The organism is Streptomyces sp. ALI-76-A, from assembly GCF_030287445.1.
Classification (GTDB): Bacteria; Actinomycetota; Actinomycetes; order Streptomycetales; family Streptomycetaceae; genus Streptomyces.
The window spans coordinates 3,403,692-3,422,538 of the sequence record NZ_JASVWB010000002.1 but is presented as its reverse complement, the minus strand read 5'-3'; the positions used below and the strand labels follow the sequence as shown (position 1 = coordinate 3,422,538).

The 18,847-nt window shown below is 73.3% G+C and carries 17 protein-coding genes and 1 pseudogene; 2 read left to right on the top strand and 16 right to left on the bottom strand.

Going from position 1 to position 18,847, the window contains the following annotated elements:
- Window positions 1-86 precede the first annotated feature (86 nt).
- Window positions 87-206: pseudogene (locus tag QQS16_RS43970) on the bottom strand (serine/threonine protein kinase); the annotation flags it as partial.
- 10 nt (window positions 207-216) lie between these two features.
- On the opposite strand from QQS16_RS43970, the gene QQS16_RS43965 reads away from it, so the two are divergent.
- The gene (locus QQS16_RS43965) at window positions 217-516 is read left to right on the top strand and encodes a hypothetical protein (protein ID WP_502963800.1); all 300 of its coding nucleotides are present in this window, start codon (window positions 217-219) and stop codon (window positions 514-516) included.
- A gap of 79 nt (window positions 517-595) precedes the next feature.
- Here the strand turns inward: QQS16_RS43965 and QQS16_RS16275 are convergent, their stop codons facing one another.
- From QQS16_RS16275 to QQS16_RS16230, 10 genes are all read right to left on the bottom strand, one after another.
- Window positions 596-1,933, bottom strand: a complete 1,338-nt coding sequence (locus tag QQS16_RS16275) for a hypothetical protein (RefSeq protein WP_286062429.1) — start codon at window positions 1,931-1,933, stop codon at window positions 596-598.
- Window positions 1,934-2,004: 71 nt separating this feature from the next.
- Window positions 2,005-3,060, bottom strand: a complete 1,056-nt coding sequence (locus QQS16_RS16270) for a glutamate ABC transporter substrate-binding protein (protein ID WP_286062428.1) — start codon at window positions 3,058-3,060, stop codon at window positions 2,005-2,007.
- A gap of 14 nt (window positions 3,061-3,074) precedes the next feature.
- The gene (locus QQS16_RS16265) at window positions 3,075-4,499 is read right to left on the bottom strand and encodes a GlnX family signal transduction membrane protein (RefSeq protein ID WP_286066345.1); all 1,425 of its coding nucleotides are present in this window, start codon (window positions 4,497-4,499) and stop codon (window positions 3,075-3,077) included.
- Between the two features lie 466 nt (window positions 4,500-4,965).
- A complete protein-coding gene (locus QQS16_RS16260; RefSeq protein WP_286062426.1) occupies window positions 4,966-5,952 on the bottom strand; it encodes an N-acetylglucosamine kinase in 987 nt (328 codons plus the stop codon).
- On the bottom strand, window positions 5,943-7,208 hold the full coding sequence (locus QQS16_RS16255) for a 6-phospho-beta-glucosidase (RefSeq protein WP_286062424.1): 1,266 nt from the start codon (window positions 7,206-7,208) through the stop codon (window positions 5,943-5,945). The genes QQS16_RS16260 and QQS16_RS16255 overlap by 10 nt, the downstream gene beginning before the upstream one ends.
- A 121-nt stretch (window positions 7,209-7,329) precedes the next feature.
- A complete protein-coding gene (locus tag QQS16_RS16250) occupies window positions 7,330-8,241 on the bottom strand; it encodes a carbohydrate ABC transporter permease (protein ID WP_286062422.1) in 912 nt (303 codons plus the stop codon).
- Entirely contained in the window at window positions 8,241-9,182 is a 942-nt protein-coding gene (locus QQS16_RS16245) for a carbohydrate ABC transporter permease (protein ID WP_286062421.1), read from the bottom strand. The genes QQS16_RS16250 and QQS16_RS16245 overlap by 1 nt, the downstream gene beginning before the upstream one ends.
- Entirely contained in the window at window positions 9,182-10,519 is a 1,338-nt protein-coding gene (locus QQS16_RS16240; protein WP_286062419.1) for an ABC transporter substrate-binding protein, read from the bottom strand. The genes QQS16_RS16245 and QQS16_RS16240 overlap by 1 nt, the downstream gene beginning before the upstream one ends.
- Window positions 10,520-10,634: 115 nt before the next feature.
- Window positions 10,635-11,846 carry an ROK family transcriptional regulator gene (locus QQS16_RS16235; RefSeq protein WP_286062418.1) on the bottom strand — a complete coding sequence of 404 codons (1,212 nt, stop codon included), beginning with the start codon at window positions 11,844-11,846 and terminating at the stop codon, window positions 10,635-10,637.
- A gap of 246 nt (window positions 11,847-12,092) precedes the next feature.
- Window positions 12,093-13,190 (bottom strand): mechanosensitive ion channel family protein, encoded by a 1,098-nt coding sequence (locus QQS16_RS16230; RefSeq protein ID WP_286062417.1) that lies wholly within the window; start codon window positions 13,188-13,190, stop codon window positions 12,093-12,095.
- Between the two features lie 339 nt (window positions 13,191-13,529).
- Here QQS16_RS16230 and QQS16_RS16225 point away from each other — a divergent pair, with 339 nt between their 5' ends.
- On the top strand, window positions 13,530-14,066 hold the full coding sequence (locus tag QQS16_RS16225) for an HNH endonuclease (protein WP_030670120.1): 537 nt from the start codon (window positions 13,530-13,532) through the stop codon (window positions 14,064-14,066).
- Window positions 14,067-14,167: 101 nt separating this feature from the next.
- On the opposite strand, the gene QQS16_RS16220 is transcribed toward QQS16_RS16225, so the two are convergent.
- The 5 genes from QQS16_RS16220 to QQS16_RS16200 form a co-directional block, all read right to left on the bottom strand.
- Window positions 14,168-14,818: a hypothetical protein gene (locus QQS16_RS16220; RefSeq protein WP_286062415.1), complete on the bottom strand. Its 651-nt coding sequence runs from the start codon at window positions 14,816-14,818 to the stop codon at window positions 14,168-14,170.
- Window positions 14,815-16,173, bottom strand: coding sequence for a hypothetical protein (locus QQS16_RS16215; RefSeq protein ID WP_286062413.1), 1,359 nt, complete (start codon window positions 16,171-16,173; stop codon window positions 14,815-14,817). Before QQS16_RS16215 ends, QQS16_RS16220 begins: the two co-directional genes overlap by 4 nt.
- Window positions 16,170-16,958 (bottom strand): ABC transporter ATP-binding protein, encoded by a 789-nt coding sequence (locus QQS16_RS16210; protein ID WP_286062412.1) that lies wholly within the window; start codon window positions 16,956-16,958, stop codon window positions 16,170-16,172. The genes QQS16_RS16215 and QQS16_RS16210 overlap by 4 nt, the downstream gene beginning before the upstream one ends.
- Before the next feature lie 68 nt (window positions 16,959-17,026).
- Entirely contained in the window at window positions 17,027-17,986 is a 960-nt protein-coding gene (locus QQS16_RS16205) for a zf-HC2 domain-containing protein (protein ID WP_286062411.1), read from the bottom strand.
- The gene (locus QQS16_RS16200) at window positions 17,983-18,639 is read right to left on the bottom strand and encodes an RNA polymerase sigma factor (protein ID WP_286062410.1); all 657 of its coding nucleotides are present in this window, start codon (window positions 18,637-18,639) and stop codon (window positions 17,983-17,985) included. The genes QQS16_RS16205 and QQS16_RS16200 overlap by 4 nt, the downstream gene beginning before the upstream one ends.
- Window positions 18,640-18,847: the final 208 nt, after the last annotated feature.

Below are 18,847 nucleotides of genomic sequence, written 5' to 3'. Positions count from 1 at the left end.
TGGCCGTGCACCACGTCGGCGGCCTTCAGCTTCGGGACGAAGGAGTACGGGTGACCGCACTTGGTGCAGAACCCCTCCGTACGCCCGGGCCGGTCCCCGCGCGCCCGCCCCACCGGCGCCCCGCAGTCGGACCGCGAGCAGAACCGCTTGCGCTCGGGCACCTCGGGGTTGTCCAGCACCATCGCGCGCGGGTCGGGCCGCGGCACGCCCGGCACCTTGACCAGGCCCGCGCCGAGCCGCCCCCGCGACGACGAGCCCGTGCTCGCACCGGAGCTGCGCACCGACACCGAGCGGCCCGTGGACGTGCCCGACACGGACCGCGACAGCCGCCCCGACACCGAGCGCTGTGACTTCGACGACTGCGACGACGTACGCGAACTGCGGGCGCTGGCACGGGATCCGCTGCCGGACGAGCCCCGGGAGCCGCGGCCGGCGGTGATCCCGGTCGGCGGGGAGCCGACCATGCCGGACGTCGAGACGACCGGGGCGAGACCGCAGGTGTCGCAGTACAGCTGACCGCCGCCCACGTCCTCGTACGCCCCGCCGCAGCCGGGCCGCTGGCAGGTCCGCTGCGCCTGGCTCTGCTCCGACTCACTCATGACGACGACTCCCCCCTACGATCCTCGGGCCCACCCTGCTCGCCGGGCACCCGCGGGGCGCCGAGCAGTTCGGCCACCGCCCGCTGGTAGCGCAGGACGGCCTGTTCGGCGACGCGCAGGTCGCAGGGCGCGCTCCACAGCATGCGGCGCGCCGCGTCGTACCGCTCCACCAGCAGCGGGTCCTCCGCGAGGCCGTGCCGGGCGACCTTCGCCTTGTACGCGTCGAGGCGGCCGCGCAGTTCCGCGCGCACCGCCAGGGGCGCGGTGACCGCGGTCAAGGACTCGCGGGCGCGCAGCAGTTCGTCCTCCGCCTTCCGCTCCAGGGACTCCAGGAGCGGGGACAGGCGGTGCCACTGGGCGTGTCTGCGGTACTCGGCGGCCGTCGCCAGCTGTTCCTGCAGCGCGGTCGGCGGGCCGCTGACCACCGGCACCTCCGTCGCGGCGATCTTCGCCAGGACCTCCCCGCGCGCGAGGCGGGCCTCGGCGAGCGTGCGGTCCGCGCGGGAGAGCACGTCCCGCAGTTTCACCAGCCGGGCCTCGGCGTCCTGCCGGACGGTGAGCACGGCGTCGATCTCCCGGCGCACGTCCTCCAGGGCGCGCGCCTCCCGGTCGTAGACCGTGGTGTCCGGCTTGCCGCCGCCCGGGGCCGAACTGCCGCGCGTGGGCACCCAGAAGGCCAGCGGGTCGGACACCACCTGCTCGCGCAGCCTGGTCAGGGTGCGCGTGATGCGCTCCAGGTCGTCACCGGCCGGGTGCTCGCCCGGACGCACGCCGACCGAGTGGGCCAGGCGGCGGGTGCGCTGCAGTTCCGCGGCCAGTAAATCGATCCGGGCGGGCAGCGCCGACCACACCGCGTCGGCGGCCACCACCATGTCCAGCGAGGTCGCGTACAGCTCGTTCATCCGGTCCACGAGCGTGAGCAGCGAGAAACGCTCGCTGAGCTTGCTCGGACCGCCGTGCAGCGTCGGCGCGTTGGCGGTCGCCGTGGCCGAGCCGGCGACCGTGACGCACTCGCCGCGCAGCAGCTCGGTCAGCTCCACCAGGTCCTCGCGGCTGGACCAGCGGCGCCGGGAGCGGATGTCGCGGGCGGAACGCAACGCGTCCGTGTACGCGTCGAAGTACGCCCACAGCAAGGTGATCGACGCCTCCGCGGCCGTCCAGCGCTCCCTGGTCACGCCCGTGAGTTCGGCGCCTTCCAGGAGTCTGCGGCCCGCGTGGTCCTGGAGGGCGAGGAGCGAGGTCTCGATCGCCTCGTGCTCCGCGCCGAGCCGCGCCAGCGCACGGTCCACCTCGTCCCGGTCCATCACCGGCCCGGCGGGGTCCGTGACGCCCATCGATCACCTCTCGCTGCGTTGTGTTCGGTCGGTCGGTGTGTGCGGTCGCCTCGGGGGACCACCGGTGTGCGTCAGCTCGTGCGCAGGTACTCCGCGGGTGCCGGCGGCTCCGACGTCGAGGAGTCCTCGCCCAGTGTGGCCGACAGCCACCGGTCGTAGGACGCCTGCCAGCCGGCGGACTTGTCCTGGCGGTACTCCACCAGGATCTGGTTGACCCGGCGCACCAGGTCGTCGGCGTCCTTCTTCATCGCCACGCCGTAGTACTCGGTGGTGAACGGGTCGCCCTTCAGCTCGACCGTCGGGTCCTGCGCGGCCTGGCTCGCGGCGAGCGCGCCGTCGGTGACCACGGCGTCGACCTCGCCGAGCTGGAGCCGCACCAGGCAGTCGAGCTGGTTGGGGACCTCGGTCCTCAGGTCGGCCGAGGGGACGAGCTTGCCCGCCGCCTTGTCCCCGGTCAGCTGGGTGTTGGCGGTGGAGCCCGCCGCGGTGCAGATCTTCTTCCTCGCGAGCGAGCCGTCGTAGCCCTTGACCGTCGACGACTTGGGGGCGAGGACCTGCTGGCCGGTCCGGAAGTAGGGGGCGGAGAAGGCGACGTCCTCCAGCCGGTCGCAGTTGATCGTCATCGTGCGGACGACCATGTCGACACGGCCGTCCTCGATCGCCGGGATGCGCTGGTCGGTGGGGATGGCCTTGAACTGGACCGCGTTCGGGTCGCCGAGGATGTCCTGGGCTATCCGGCGCACCAGGTCGATGTCGAAGCCCTCCAGGTCACCGGTGCCGCCGCTGTTCGGGTCACGGTAACCCCAGCGGAAGCTGTTCTGGTCGACGCCCACCATCAGCTTGCGCCGCTCGGGCGGACGGTTCTTGATAGCCGCGATGGTCGCGCCGTCCGCGCCGGACGGGGAGAGCGTCTGCTTCTCCGGGGCGGCCTCGATCGCCGGCGTGGTGCACGCCTTCCCGGCCTTGGCCCGGACGGCCCTGGTCAGGCCCTGGCCACCGGTGTCGCCGTCGTGCGGCTGGGTCAGCGGCAGCAGCAGCGCGAAGGCCAGCGCGAGGGTGCACAGGAGCGCCATCGCCCCCACACCGCCCCAGCCCTTCAGGCCGGCCCGCAGTCGTCGTTCCTGCATCGTCACGCCCCCTTTCACCGGTACTCCGACAGCCTGCGGCCGATGCCCAGCACCGCGCCGGCCGCGCCCAGGACCGCGAGCACCGCGGCGCCCACCGGCAGCCCGGCCATCGCGCCCAGACCGTCACCGGCCGCCTGCTCGAACTCCGCCGTCTCGTGGTCGAGTGCCCGCTCGAGGTTGGCGTCGACGCTGTCGAAGCACTCGCCGGTCGCGCCCTTCTCGCCGATCACCCTGGCCAGCGCCCCCGCGTAGTTGCCGTTCTCGTCCGCGGCGCGGGCCGCGTCGTGGCGCTTCTTCCACTCGGCCATGTTGCCGACGGCGGCGGTGACCGGCTTCTCGCCGGTGGCGTCGTCGGCGAGCCTCTCCGCCTCGGCGAGGCCCTTGCCGAGGGTGTCCATGTCCGTCGTGAAGTCGTGGTCGTAGGCGTCGACCGTCTCGGCGCCGACCTTCTTGGTCTCGGCGCCGCGGGCCACCAGCGTCAGGTTCTCGTTGCCGCGGGCCTTCAGGGAGGCGATCCGGGCGTCGTGCAGCACGTTCAGCGAGCGGACGCCGTGGTCGTAGGAGTCGTCCAGGCCGGCCCGAGCGACGCTGTGGCCGACGACCAGCCACAGCAGCACCACCGTGGCGGTGGCGGTGGCGGCGACCAGGCCGTGGTTCAGCACCCGGTTGGTGCGCCGGTAGTTGCGGTGCTGGGCCCAGGCGAGGCCGGCGAGCGCGAGGACGCCGAGGCCGATCGCGGCCCAGGGGTAGGGCGTGGCGTCCGCGTAGTCGGCGCGCAGCCGCTGGTTCTCCTTCTTGTAGAGATCCTCCGCCGCCGGGAGCATCTGCTCCTGCATCTTCTCGTTGGCGTACCGCAGGTAGGCGCCGCCGACCGGGAAGCCCTGGCGGTTGTACGTGCGGGCCTGCTCGACGAGGCCCTTGTACTCGGGCAGCAGCCGGTTCAGCCTGGCCACGGTCGCCGCGGCCGGGGAGTCGGGGTCCGAGTTGGCGGCCGCCTCGACCAGGCCCTCGGCGGCGTTGTCGATGTCCTGCTCGTAGCGCTTGCGGGTGTCCGCGGTCTCCTCACCGCCGGCGAGGAAACCGCTGGAGGCGGTGGTGTTGGCGTCGGCGAGCGAGCGGTAGATGTCGGCCGCGGCGGAGCTGAGCGGCTGGCTGTGGTTCAGGACGTCGTCGGCGGCGGTCCTCCGCTCCGTCATCTGCCAGGCGGTGACGGAGCCGAAGGCGACGACGAGGAGGGCGAGGACGGCACCGATGACGCGCAGCCGGCCGGGTTCGGTGGTGGCGGCCGCGCGCAGCCGGTCGACGCCCTCGGCGAAGGCGGTACGCCTGGCCTGCGGCGGAGCGGGGGGAACAGGCCGGCCGGAGGGCCCCGGAGGCGCGGGCCGGGTGTACTGAGCCGGCGGGCTCGGCGGGCCCGGCTGCGCCGGCATCGCCGGCATGGTGGGCACGCCCGGTGCCGGTGGTGGCGCCGGACTGCTCTTCGGCGGGTGTGTCACTGTTTGACCTCCCCCATGGTCATCCTTCGCCGCAAGTATCGCCGCCGGTACTGACATCCGCACCGGCCTTGGCTGGATCTTGATCGGATCGCAGTGCGCAATGCCTGCCGACGCCTTGACCGCGCCCCCTTCACCACCCCTTGCCCATGTATACGCCGGGGGAATCTGTTCGGTTCCCCGGGTACGCGTGCGAGTGCCGACGGGTGGAGACCGGGGCGTCCGGGGCCTTGCTTCGGGTCTCCGGGCTACCGGGTCTCCGGGACCTTCCGGTTCCCTGACCCAGCCGCCGGACGGGCCGCGTCCTCACCCCCCGCCGGACGGGCCGCGTCCTCCCCCCGCCGGACGGGCCCGCCTCACCGCCCTCGTCGGACCGGCCGAGTCCCATCCCCCGCCGGACCGGCTCCCCGCCTCACCGCTCCCCGCCCGACCGCTCGAAATGCTCCCGCACTCGCTCCTGTGCCTGCGCGTCGGCTCCCAGGTGGTCCAGGCCGAGCAGGGCCGAGCCGAGCACCGGTGGGGCGGTGACCACCTGGGGTACGGCCTTGGGGGCGCGGGCTGCCAGGAGGTCGCGCACGCCGTCCTCCAGGAGGGGATGGCGGGCCGCCAGGATGCCGCCGCCGAGGAGCACCGGTGTCTCCTCCGCCAGCAGGTCCAGCCGGGTCAGGGCCACCGTCGCCATGGTCACCACCTCGTCGGCCAGGCGGTCGACGAGGGCGCGGGCGACCGGGTCGCCGTCGGCGGCCGTGGCGAACAGGACCGGAGCCAGCTCGTGGCGGCGGGCCGGGGCGATGCGCTCCAGGTGCAGGGCCTCCACGAGGGCGTACATGGAAGTGAGGCCGAAGTGGGCGGGAAGGGTCCGGGCCAGCGCCGTGGGCGCGCCGCGGCCGTCCTCCGCGCGGGACGCGTGCCACAGGGCCTCCTCCGCCAGGCCCCAGCCGCCGCCCCAGTCGCCGGAGACCCGGCCGAGCGCGGGGAAGCGGGCGGTGCGGCCGTCGGGGCGCATGCCGACGCAGTTGATGCCCGCGCCGCAGACGACGGCGACCCCCCGTGGCGCGGTGAGGCCCGCGCGCAGCACCGCGAAGGTGTCGTTGCGGACCGTCGTACTCGCCCCCCACGCGCGCGCGTGCAGCGCGGCCGCCAACTGCTCCTCCTCGACGGGGAAGTCGGCGTTGGCGAGGCAGGCGGAGACGTGCGCGACCGCGTCGACGCCGGCCGCGGCGAACGCCCGGCCCACCGTGTCGGCGACCGTGTCCACCGCCGTCTCCACGCCCACCACCGGGGGCCGGAACCCGCCGCCGCGGGCCGTGGCGAGGACGGTTCCGTCGGCCGCCACGACCGCCACGTCGGTCTTGCTGTTGCCGGCGTCGACGGCGAGGACACGTGCGGTCAGGCCCACGCGAGATGCTCCCGGTTGTGTGCGATCAGCTGGTCGGTGAGGGACTCGGCGTACGCGTACTGCCCGACGAGGGGATGGGCGAGCAGGGCCCGGAAGACCCGGTCGCGACCACCGCGCAGGGCGGCTTGCAGGGCCAGGTCCTCGTACGCCGTCACGCTCGCCATCAGGCCCGCGTACAGCGGGTCCACGGCCGGCACGGGCAGCGGGGTGGCGCCCTTGTGGCCCACCGCCGCCTGCACCTCGATGACCGCGTCGTCCGGGAGGAAGGGGAGCGTGCCCCGGTTGAGGGTGTTCACCACCTGGTAGGTGCTGCCGCCTGCGCCGAGCAGGCCGGCGGCCAGGTCCACCGCCGCCTCCGAGTAGTACGCGCCGCCCCGCCTGGCCAGCAGCTCCGGCTTCTCGTCCAGGGCGGGATCGCCGTACATCGTCAGCAACCGCCGCTCCATCTCGGCGACCTCGGCGGCCCGGGACGGCTTGGTCCGCAGTTCCCGGACGACCTCGTCGTGCGCGTAGTAGTAGCGCAGGTAGTAGGACGGGACCACGCCCAGGCGGTCCAGGAGGGCGCGGGGCAGGCGCAGGTCCGCGGCGATCGGGTCGCCGTGCCCGGACAGCAGCCGGGGCAGGACGTCCTCGCCCTCCGGGCCGCCCAGGCGTACGCCGGTCTCCCAGGTGAGGTGGTTGAGGCCGACGTGGTCCAGGTGGACGTCGGAGGGCCGCACGCCGAGCAGGCCCGCGAACTTCCGCTGGAAGCCGATCGCCACGTTGCACAGTCCGACCGCCCGGTGACCCGCCTGGAGCAGGGCCCGGGTGACGATGCCGACCGGGTTGGTGAAGTCGATGATCCAGGCGTCCGGGTTCGTACGGCGGACCCGTTCGGCGATGTCGAGGACCACCGGGACCGTGCGCAGCGCCTTGGCCAGGCCGCCCGCGCCGGTGGTCTCCTGGCCGACGCAGCCGCATTCCAGGGGCCAGGTCTCGTCCTGTTGGCGGGCCGCCTGACCGCCGACGCGGAGCTGGAGCAGTACGGCGTCGGCTCCCTCGACCCCCGCGTCGAGGTCGCCGGTCGTCACGATCCGGCCGGCGTGGCCCTGTCTGGCGAAGATGCGGCGGGCCAGGCCGCCCACCAGTTCCAGGCGGTCGGCCGCCGGGTCGACCAGGACGAGTTCCTCGACGGGCAGGGTGTCGCGCAGGCGGGCGAAGCCGTCGACGAGTTCGGGGGTGTAGGTCGAGCCTCCGCCGACCACGGTGAGTCTCACTGCGGGGTGCCTCGCTTTCGGGCGCGGGGGACGGTGATCACGGCCGGAAGGCCGGGGAGCCGGGGTCGGGGAGCCGGGGGCCGGGGGTCGGCCCCCGGAGAGATGCCGCATGCATACGTGCCTAACCCTTCACTCCGGTGAGCGTGAGGCCCTCGACGAACGCCTTCTGGGCGAAGAAGAAGACGAGGATCACGGGGGCCATGACCAGGACGGTCGCGGCCATGGTGAGGTTCCAGTCGGTGTGGTGGGCGCCCTTGAACGACTCCAGGCCGTAACTCAGTGTCCAGGCACCGGTGTTCTCGGAGGCGTAGATCTGCGGGCCGAAGTAGTCGTTCCAGGCGTAGAAGAACTGGAAGAGGGCCACCGCCGCGATGCCCGGCCTGGCCATCGGGAGGACGACCTTCAGCAGGGTGCGCAGGTCGCCGCAGCCGTCCACCTTCGCCGCGTCCAGGTACTCGTCGGGGATCGTCGTCAGGAACTGGCGCAGCAGGAAGATGGAGAACGCGTCGCCGAACGCCATCGGGATGATCAGCGGCCACAGCGTGCCCGACAGGTCCAGTTGCTTGGCCCAGAACAGGTACATCGGGATGACGACCACCTGCGGAGGCAGCATCATCATCGAGATCACCAGCATCAGGGACAGGGTGCGGCCCCGGAAGCGGAACTTGGCCAGCGCGTACGCCACGGGGACCGACGACACGACCGTGAGCAGCGTGCCGGCGCCGGCGTACAGGAGGGTGTTCCTCCACCAGGTCGCGAAACCCGGGGTGTCGAACACCCTGCGGTAGTTGCCCCACTCCCAGGTGTGCGGGACCAGGTCGCGGCTGAGGGCCTGGGTGTCGCTCATCAACGACGTCAGGAGGACGAACACGAAGGGGAGGGTGAAGAACAGGGCCGCGGCCAGGCCGAGGGAGTGGACCGCGATCCACTCCAGGACGGCCTTGCGGCGGGCCGTGCGCTCCGCCGCCGTGGATACCCGCTCCCGTGCTGGCCCGTCCGGCACCCGCGCCGGTGTGTCCTGTACCTGAGTCATCAGTCACCTGCCTGGATGAGACCGCCGCGGCGCCGCATCAGGAACGCGGTGAACACCGTCGACAGGGCGAAGAGCACCAGGGCGACCACGCACGCGGAGCCGTAGTCGAAGCGCTGGAAGCCGAGGTTGTAGACGAGTTGGGGAAGGGTCAGCGTGGACTTGTCGGGGTAGCCGGGCTCGAACTGGGTGCCCGCCCCCTGGATCACACCCGAGGCGACCTTCCCGGCGATCAGCGGCTGCGCGTAGTACTGCATGGTCTGGATCACGCCGGTCACCACGGCGAACATCACGATGGGCGAGATGTTCGGCAGGGTGACGTAACGGAACCGCTGCCAGGCGGAGGCCCCGTCCAGCTCCGCCGCCTCGTACTGCTCCCGGGGCACGTCCAGCAGCGCGGCCATGAAGATGACCACGAGGTCGCCGATGCCCCACAGGGCGAGCAGGGTGAGGGCCGGCTTGGACCAGGACGGGTCGGTGAACCAGCCGGGGGCCGGCAGGCCGACGCTCTCCAGGATCGAGTCGACCGGACCGGTACCGGGGTTGAGCAGGAACGCGAAGGCCATGGTGGCGGCCACCGGCGGGGCCAGGTACGGCAGGTAGAAGAGGGTGCGGAAGACTCCCGTACCCGTCCTGATCCTGGTGATCAGGAGGCCCACGCCGAGCCCGAACAGGACCCGGAGGGTGACCATGACGAGGACCAGCCACAGGGTGTTGCGCAGGGCGGGCCAGAAGAAGGGGTAGTGCTCGAAGACGTACGTCCAGTTCCTGGTCCCGGCCCACGTCGGCGGTCTGAAGCCGTCGTAGCGCATGAACGAGAAGTAGACCGTCGAGATCAGCGGATACGCGAAGAAGACCGCGAAGCCGATCAGCCAGGGCGACATGAAGGCGGCCGTACGAAGCGCCGCCCGGCGGCGCTTCGAGGCCAGGGTGACCGTGCTCATCACTTCGCCTGTGCGATGTCCGTGTCGATCTGCCGCGCGGTGTCCGCCAGGCCCGCCGCCAGGTCCTTGGTCTTTCCGCTCTCGTAGTCGTATCCGAACTGCTGGATGGTGGTGAGGTACACACCGCCGTTGACGGAGGCGGGTGTGGTCGTGGAGTTCGGGTTGGCGGCGATCTCCAGGAACGTCTTGAAGCGCGGGTCGTACGTCAGGTCCGGCGACTTCAGGGCGGCCAGTGTGGAGGGCACGTTGTGGATGGCGTTGGAGAAGGCGACGACGGCGTCCGTGTCGGTCGTCATGTACTTCACCAGTTCCCAGGCCGCGTTCTGCTTCTTGCTGGTGGCGGCGATGCCGGCGATGGTGCCGGTGATGTAGCCCTTGCCGTACTGGTCGGCCTGGTCGTCGGGCACGGGCAGCGGGGCCACGCCGATCTCGAAGCCCGGCTCGGCGTCCAGGGCCATGCCCAGGCGCCATTCACCGTCCAGCTGCATGGCGACCTGGCCGGTGTGGAAGGGGTGCTTGGGACCCCATTCGTCGCCGAGCGTGGCGCGGTACTTCTCCAGCCGCTGATATCCGCCGAGCGCGTCGACGAGCCGCTTCTGGAGTGTGAAACCGGCCTTGAACGCCGGGTCCTTCGCGACGTTCGACTTTCCGTCGGAGTCGAAGTAGGTGGGGGAGAACTGGCCGAGATAGTGCTCGGTCGTCGTCTCCCAGCCGTGGTAGTTGGGCATGAACCCGAGCTGCTCGTAGCTGTCGCCGTCCGGCACGGTCAGCTTCTTGGCGACGGCTTCGAACGCCGACCAGGTCTTCGGCGGAGCCGTGATGCCGGCCTTCTCGAAGGCGGTCTTGTTGTAGTAGAGGCCGTAGGCGTCGCCCAGCAGGGGGACGCTGCACCGGTTCCCCTCGAACTGGGTGTACTCGTTCATGGCCTTCGGGAAGGTCGTCTCCGGGTCGATGCCCGACTTCTCGAAGAAGGGGTCGAGGTCGACGAGCGCCCCCGACGAGCAGAACTTGCCGACGTTGTTCGTGGTGAACGACGAGATCACGTCGGGGGACTTGTCGCCGCCCGTGCGCAGCGCCTGGTTGATCTTGTCGTCGGTCATGTTGCCGACGACGTTCACGTGGATGGCGGGGTGCGTCTTCTCGAAGCCGGCGACCAGGGACTTGACGGCCTTGACCTCGGCCGGCGCGCTCCAGGCGTGCCAGAGGTCGAGGGTCGTCTCCTGGGAGGCGTCGTCACCGCCGCCCGTGCCGGACTGGCCGGTACAGGCGGTGGAGAGGAGGGCGAGGGAGGCGGAGGCGGCGAGCGCGAGCGCCGCTTTACGGGATATTCCGGGCATGGCGAGATCTCCCTGGGGCGGGACGGAGGTGTGCGAGGGCGAGAGGCGAGAGGTGAGCAGCGGTTCAGTGGGAAGGGGGGAGCGGCAAGCGGTTCCGCAGCGGGCGTGAGGCGGTTCAGCGCGAGGTGTCGAAGACCTCGTCGCGGGTGGTCGCGAGCGCGCTCTCCAGCGCGCCGCGCAGCACGGGGCGTTCACGGACGTCGCCGAGGACGAGCCGGGGCCGGGTCGCGGCCAGCTCCTCCAGTTCGGCCTGGACGAGGGCGCGCAGCGGCTCCCCGCCGCAGGTGAGCGAGGCGCCGCTGAGGACGACCAGTTCGGGGTCGAGGACGGAGACGAGCGAGGCCAGACCGGTGGCGAGGTTCGTCGCGTAGGTCTGGAGCAGGCGACGGTGGAGGTCGTCGTCGACCTCGGCGGCACGGGCGACGAGGGCGGCGGCAACCTCGGGGTACGGGCCCGAGGGGATGTCCGGGAGGCCGAGTTCACGGGCCAGCCGGGGGATCGCCTGGGAACCGGCCAGCTCCTGGTAGCCGCCGCTGTTGGCCCGGGCCACCTGGCGGACCAGGGGGGTGCCCGGCACCGGCAGGAAGCCGACCTCGCCGGCCCCGCCGGTCCACCCGCGGTGCAGCCGCCCGCCGAGGACCAGGGCGGCGCCGAGGCCGCCCTCGTTCCACAGCAGGACGAAGTCGCCGTGCCCGCGGGCCGCGCCGAGCCGCTGCTCGGCCACGGCGACGAGGTTGACGTCGTTCTCGTACTCGACCGGCATCGGCAGGGCCGCGGCCAGTTCGTCGAGCAGGGTGGGGGAGTGCCAGCCGGGGAGGTGGGAGGCGTACCGCAGGCGGCCGGTGCCCGGGTCGAAGGCGCCGGGGGTGCCGATGACGAGCCGGCGGACGTCGTCGCGGGCGAGCCCCGCCGCCTTGACCGCGCCGTCGAGGGCATCGGTGACCTGCCGTACGACGGGCGTCGCCGGGTGCCTGCCGGGGGTGGGCAGTTCGTACGAGCCGACCGTGCGGCCGGTGACGTCGGCGACGGCGGCGAGGACGCGCTCCGGGGTGACGTCCAGCCCGGCGGCGTACGCGGCGGCCGGGTTGACCTCGTACAGCTGGGCGCCCGGACCCGGGCGGCCCTCGGTGGTGCCGGTCGCCAGGACCAGCCCGGAGGCCTCCAGGCGGGCGAGCAGCTGGGAGGCCGTCGGCTTGGAGAGCCCGGTGAGCTTGCCGATCCGGGTACGGGACAGCGGCCCGTGCTCCAGCAGCAGGTCCAGCGCGGCCCGGTCGTTCATGGCGCGCAGGACGCTCGGGGTGCCCGGCGTACCGGCGGTTCCTGCCATGGGGTCGACACCTGCCTCTCGGCCGTCCAGCTTCCCAGTGATCCAGCCGGCAAGTCCATCCGGCGGTGTTTGTTAGGAAGGTTTCCTGTTGGTGGTCTGGACCATAGGGCGGTGCGGTCGGGACGTCAAGAGAGAGCCCCCGCGGCAACGGAGTCGTTACCTGCGGGGGCGGTGGGCGCGGGCGGGGAGCGGCCGGGGGTCTTCCCGGGCGGGCGTCGCGGCCGGTCTGCGACGCCCTTCCGCCCGCTACTTCGCCGGGGCCTGCGGCGTCAGCGGCGTGGCCGCCTGTGCCTGCGGCGATCCGGTGTTGGCGTACGCCGACGGGGCGGCCATGCCCGCCGTGGGGTCCGCGTCGGGTTCCTCCGGCGTGAGGACGGGCGGGCCGCCCACGATCTGGATGTCCGCCGCGTCGAAGGCCCGCTTGATGCGCCAGCGCAGCTCGCGTTCGACGGTGAGGGCCTTGCCGGGCATCGTCTTCGCGGTGACGCGCACGACCATCGAGTCCAGCAGCACGCTCTCCAGGCCGAGCACCTCGATCGGGCCCCACAGGAGCTCGTTCCAGGGCTCTTCCCGGCTCATCTTCTCGCCGACCTCGCTCAGGGTCCGCCGCACCTTCTCCAGGTCCTCGTCCGCCCGGACGGTCACGTCCACGCCGGCCGTCGCCCAGCCCTGGGACAGGTTGCCGATGCGCTTGACCTCGCCGTTGCGGACGTACCAGATCTCGCCGTTGTCGCCGCGCAGTTTGGTCACGCGCAGACCGACCTCGATCACCTCGCCCGAGGCCACGCCCGCGTCGATCATGTCGCCGACGCCGTACTGGTCCTCCAGGATCATGAACACGCCGGAGAGGAAGTCCGTCACCAGGTTCCGCGCGCCGAAACCGATCGCCACGCCCGCGACACCGGCCGAGGCCAGCAACGGGGCGAGGTTGATCTGGAAGGTGCCGAGGATCATCAGGGCGGCGGTGCCGAGGATCAGGAAGCTCGCCACCGAGCGCAGCACCGAGCCGATCGCCTGCGAGCGCTGACGGCGGCGCTCCACGTTCACCAGCAGCCCGCCGAGCCCGGCGCCGTCCACCGACCCGACCGAGCGGTTCATCCGGTCTATCAGCTTGGTGATCGCGCGCCGCACCATCACTCTCAGCACCGCGGCTATCACCAGGATCAGCAGGACCCTCAGGCCGATCGCGAGCCAGGTGGACCAGTTCTGCTCGATCCAGCTGGCGGCGTTCGTCGCGCTCTCCTGGGCGTCCTCGAGCGACGGCACGACCGGAGCGGTCGGCGTCTCGGTGGGGGACGGCGACGGCGACGGACCGGCGGCCGACAGGACGGCGGACAAGGACACGGCAGGAACCTCCAGGTGCGGCGGTCCGCCCCTCCGGCAGTGGTCAAGGTCGTCCGTCGTGGTTCAAGGTCACGAAAAGGTCACCGGCGGGGCAGGTCCACCACACTATCGGGGCATCGTGTGTGGATCGTCGCGATGTTCGGGGGAGAGGACGCCGCCACCCGGGGATGAACAGGTGGGATGAACCGTTCGTGATCCCGGGGAGGAACCGGATGTGGTCGAAAACACTCCCAGCCCGTTACGGGGACATGGTGGCGCTTCCGCCAGGCATGAGGGGAGACTGACTACGAAATCGTCCCGGCGCGAGCCACGCGCCGCCGGCGTCCAAGGAGGCCGTCCGTGCCGCATGTCCTGGTCCTGAACGCGTCGTACGAGCCGCTCGGCGTCGTACCACTGCGCCGCGCGCTGATCCTCGTCCTGGAGAACAAGGCCGTGTGCCTCGAGGAGTCCGGCGCCTTCATGCACAGCGCGACCGTCACTGTCCCCGCACCCAGCGTGGTCCGGCTCAAGCGGTTCGTCCGGGTTCCCTACCGGGGGCCCGTTCCGCTCACCCGGCGGGCGCTCTTCGCCCGTGACGGGGGCCGGTGCATGTACTGCGGTGGCGTCGCAACCAGCGTCGACCACGTCATCCCGCGCAGCCGCGGGGGCAAGCACGTCTGGGACAACGTCGTCGCGTCCTGCCGTCGCTGCAACCACGTCAAGGCCGACCGCCATCTCGTCGAGATCGGCTGGCGGCTGCGTCACAAACCCGCCCCGCCCACCGGCCTGGCCTGGCGCATCATCGGGACCGGCCATAGGGATCCGCGCTGGCTGCCGTACTTGCAGCCGTACGGCGCGGACGACGCCCTGGCCCGGATCGACGGCATCTCTGCCTGACGACGATCCGGGCTTTCGTATACCCGGGGACCCGTCCGGTGGCCCACGGGCCCCACGCCGTCCAGGGCGCGGGGCCCCTCGCCGTGCCCGCGCCCGGCGACTCAGCCGCGCGGCCCCTGTGCCCGCGCCCCGCGCACCACGTACAGCGTCCCGCCCGCCACGAACAGGGACACCGCCGTCACCCAGGGGAGCAGCCCGGCGCCCGGCTGCACCGGCCACGTCCACACCGCGCTCACCCGGCCGTGCGCGCCGGCCGACCCCAGGTACACCGCGCTGACGTAGCCGAACGCCGGCAGCCAGCTCAGCCGGGCGCCGAACAGCACGGCGGCGGCCGCCGTCAGGCCCGTACAGCCGAGGGTGTTGCGGACCATCGCGGGCGGCCCGAACACGGAGGCGTGCCCGAGCACCGCCACCGACAGCAGGGCCGCGGCGAGCGCGGTCAGGGCCAGCAGGTGGACCGCCCGCCGCGGCCACCAGGGGCGCACCGCCGTACGGTCCAGCTCGTCGGACGCGGAGTGCAGGCTCGTCCCGGTCACCGCGGCGGCGAACAGCGGGGCCAGCGCCACGACCGGCACCCGCCGGAACGGATCCACGTAGGCGTCCAGGCCGTGCGCCGCCCACACGGCGAGGGCGGCGGTGGCGAGGAGCGCGGCGAGGGCGCGCGGGAGAGCACGCGAGCGGGCGTGGAGGAGCGGACCGTCGAGCGCGGTGCCGGAGCGCGAGCGGGCGTACAGCCCGAGGCCGTCGGTCACAGCGCCGGCACCCTGCCCGGGGCGCACTCGTCGGTCGTGGCGAAGTACGCCGACAGCCAGTCGCGGCGCTCCTGCTCACCCATCGCCTTCAGCCGGGCGCGGGCGTCGAGCCGGGCCCTGAGCTCGGCGCGCTCGGCCTCGCCCCTGGTGGCGTACTGCTCGTCGAAGCGCCGCTCCATCGGGCTGGGCGCCAGATAGTACTCCACGGCGTTGTCGACCGCGTCCAGCGACGGATGCGGCTCCTCGCACTCGATCCGGCCGTACAGCGACATCCCGGCGGCCCACGCGTACTCCCGGGGATCGGCCAGCTCACCGCGCACGACGGACCAGCCGACCGGCGTGAGCATCGGCAGCTCGACCTCGTCCCGCGCCGGCGGCCCCGGAAGGTCCTCGAACCGCACGGGCAGGTTCCGCACCCCCTCCAGGCGGCCGGTGAGTCCGGACAGGGCGTCCGTGACCTGCGGCAGCAGCCTCTCGTGGCGGGCGTTCACGCAGATCTGCGGGGTGGTGGAGGTGTCGCACACCTGGCGGCGGGCGATCGCGCCGGTGTGCCACGCGTCGTCGCCGGTCTGCACCAGCAGCGTGGCCGCGGCGGTCGCGGCGGCCAGCGGCAGCACCGCGAACCCCCGGCGGCGGGCGGCGTGGGCGAGGACCGCGCCGGCCGCGAGACCTCCCGTCCACCCCACCATCGCCACCGGCTGCCACCACACCGGGACCGAGTCGGTCGTGCCGTCGGGGACGGGGGACAGCGGGACGAGGGGGTTGTCGCCGCCGCTGTACGAGAGGAGGCCGATGGAGACGTACGCGCCCACCGCCAGCAGCGGTGCCGCGAGCCGCCAGGCCACCAGCCGGCCCACGACCTGGCCCGCCACGACACCCGAGGCCAGGACGGCGGCGTCCGTGAGCGGCGCGATCACGTAGGGACTGTCGCCCGTGGCGCAGTACCAGGTGGCGAGCCACGCGAGGACGACCGCGACCGTGTACCCGGCGATCACCCACAGCGCCTGCGGCAGCGCCGACGCCAGCAGCCGGGCGAGCGGGCTCCGCGCGGACACCGCCCACAGCTCCTCGGTACCGCGTCTGCGCTCGCGTCCGCCCTGCCAGCAACCCGCGGCCAGCGCCAGCGGGACGCCGAGCAGTCCCGCCGCCGCGTGCAGCTTCTCGCGGGTCTCGGCCCAGTCGCCCTGCCACTGCTCGGCGCTGGTCGCCAGCGTGACGGCGAACATCAGCAGGACGGCGGCCCCCGCCCACGGCCCGAAGCCGCGGACGAGTTCCGCGCGCAGCGGGTGGCGGGGGCGCCGGGGACGCGCGGGGTGCGTCGAGGTCTCTCGTCCGTTCTCCGTCGCGAGGGTCATCGCGCCGTCCCTTCGAGTGCCGGGGCCGGTGCGGCGCACGCGCGGTGGGCGCGCAGGGCGGCGGTGTAGCCGCGCTCGATCGGGTTGTCGCCGACGCCGTCGGCCGCCTCGCCGAGCCCGGAGAGCGACTCGGGCGTGCCGCGGTAGGCGACCCGGCCCGCCTCGACCAGGGTGACCTCGGTGCAGGCCGCCGCCACGTCCTCCACCAGGTGGGTGGAGACGATGACGGTGGACGAGCCGCCCAGCTCGCGCAGCAGCGCGCGGAACTCCACGCGCTGCTCCGGGTCGAGGCCGGCGGTCGGCTCGTCGAGCAGCAGTACGTCGGGGTCGTTGACGATGGCCTGCGCGATGCCGACACGGCGGACCATGCCGCCGGACAGTGTCTTCACCTTGGCGTCGATCCGGTCGGCGAGACCGACGCGGGCGACGGCCCGTTCGACGGCGGCCGGGGTCCCGGCGGCGGGCATCTCCTTCAGCCAGGCCACGTAGGCGACGAACTCCCGCACGGTGAAGCCCGGGTAGTAGCCGAACTCCTGCGGCAGGTAGCCCAGCCGCCGCCGTACCGCGGCCCGCTCGCGGCGGTCGCGGACATCGGCCCCGAGCAGCTCCACCGTGCCGCCGGCCGGCGCGGCGACCGTGGCCAGGACGCGGATCAGGGAGGTCTTCCCGGCGCCGTTCGGCCCGAGCAGGCCGTGCACACCGGGGGCGAAGTCGAGGTCCACCGAGTCGAGGGCGACGGTTCTGCGGTGCCGGACGCGCAGCCCGGTCACTCGTATCGTGCTCAACGGTTCTCCAGACGTGGGAAGCGGGGCATGGTGGGCGCGCCGCGGGCGGGATCCGTCTCCGGCCGGGGTCAACGCCGTGCCAGGTGGTCGTAGGCGGACCGGCGGGCGGCCAGCAGGACGGCGGACAGGACGGCCGCCGCCGCCCAGGCACCCTGTGCCGGGGCGCCGTCGAGGCAGTACGCGAGCTGCTCCGCCAGGCGGGCCGTCAGCCGGCCGCCCGGCGCGACGAGCACCGGCGCGAGCACGGCGCACAGCCAGCCGCCGGCGGTCACGGCCGTCGCCGCCGGCCGGCCGACATAGCCGGCCAGCGCCAGCGACACCAGCGTGAGCGCGAGCCCCGGCAGCAGCCAGGCGGCGGCACCCGGCGCCCCCGAGGACGGCACCAGCACTCCGGCGAGGGTCAGCAGCGGCAGGCTCACCGCGAGCACGGCGGCCGTCCGGGTCAGCACCAGCCGCAGCCCGGCCGACGGGGTGGCCGCGGTGATCTCGTACAGCGGATCGGCGTGCGCCCCGTAGGACAACGCGACCCCGGCGACCGGTACGACGGGGGCGACGGCCAGCAGCAGGGTCCGTACGCCGGTGACCTCGGCCCCGTACGCGAGGGCGACCGCGCCGAAGGCCACGAGCAGCACGGCCGGCAGCCAGGCCCCGCGCACGGCGGGCCCGGCGGACCACAGGACATGGGCGAGGCGGGGGCCGGGGGCGGGAAGGACGAGGGGCCGCGGGAGGCGGGCCCGCGACGGGGTGACGGCCGGGGCGCGGGGCCCGGGAGGAGTGGGAGCGGGCAGTGCCGCCTGGGCCGCCGTGGCCTGGGGAGCCGCCGAGGCTGCCGGAGCCGCCCCCAGGACCACCTCCCGAACCTCCGCCAGAACCACCCCGGCCGGCGTCCCGCGGACCGCGTGGGACACGCGGGTCGCGCACCGGACGCAGCTCTCCAGGTGTTTCTCCAGGGACCAGGCGTCCGGCTCCGGCAGTGAGCCGTCACCGTAGCGGGTGACGAGGTCGTCGGACGCGTGCCAGCCGGTCATGCCGTGCCTCCCAGAAGTGACGGGTTCAACCGGGCGAGGGCCGCGCGCAGTTCGGCGCGGGCGCGCATCGCCCGGGACTTGACGGTCCCCTCCGGGATGCCGAGCAGCCTGGCGGTCTCGCGGGTGGTCAGCCCGTCGACGACCGTCGCGCGCAGCACCTCGCGCAGCTCCGGCGAGATCCGGTCCAGGGCGGTGCCCACATCGCCGTACTCCAGCGACGCCAGCACCCGTTCCTCCGCGGAGGGGGCGGTCGCCGCGGACGGGTACCCGCGGTCCGCCGGCTCCAGGGGCGCCGCCGCGCGCGCGGCCCGCTCGTGCACCCGGCGGGCGTCCACCAGACGGCGCGCGGCGATCGTCCACAGCCAGCCGCCGGCCACCTCGCCGCGATGGCCGGCCGCCGACCGCCACACGGTCACGAAGGTGTCCTGGAGCACCTCGCGCACGACCTCCGGATCGGCGCAGCGCCGGGTCAGCCGCGCGTGCAGCCACCCCGCGTGCCGGTCGTACAGCGCGGCCATCGCCGCCGAGTCCCCGGCCGCGACCGCCCGCAGGAGCGTCGCGTCCGAAGTCCCCGCCTCCCCCTGGTCCCCCGCCTCCCTCGCGTCCCCTGCGTCGGCGGCATCCCCTGCGTCCTTCTCGCGGTGGCCCCCCATGGGGCGAGACAGTCTCACACCCCGTCTATCGACGGCCGCGGAGCGCACGGTTCACGAACCGCGCCGCCCGTCCGGGCCCCGAGGCCCGACGCCGGCGCCCTCCGGCCGACGGAAGTGGCCTTCACGCGGAATGTGTCCCAGTCTGGAAGTACCGCAACGGAACGGAATGTGACGAGAGGCACGTTGTTCCCTCGTGTACGTCTGCCGC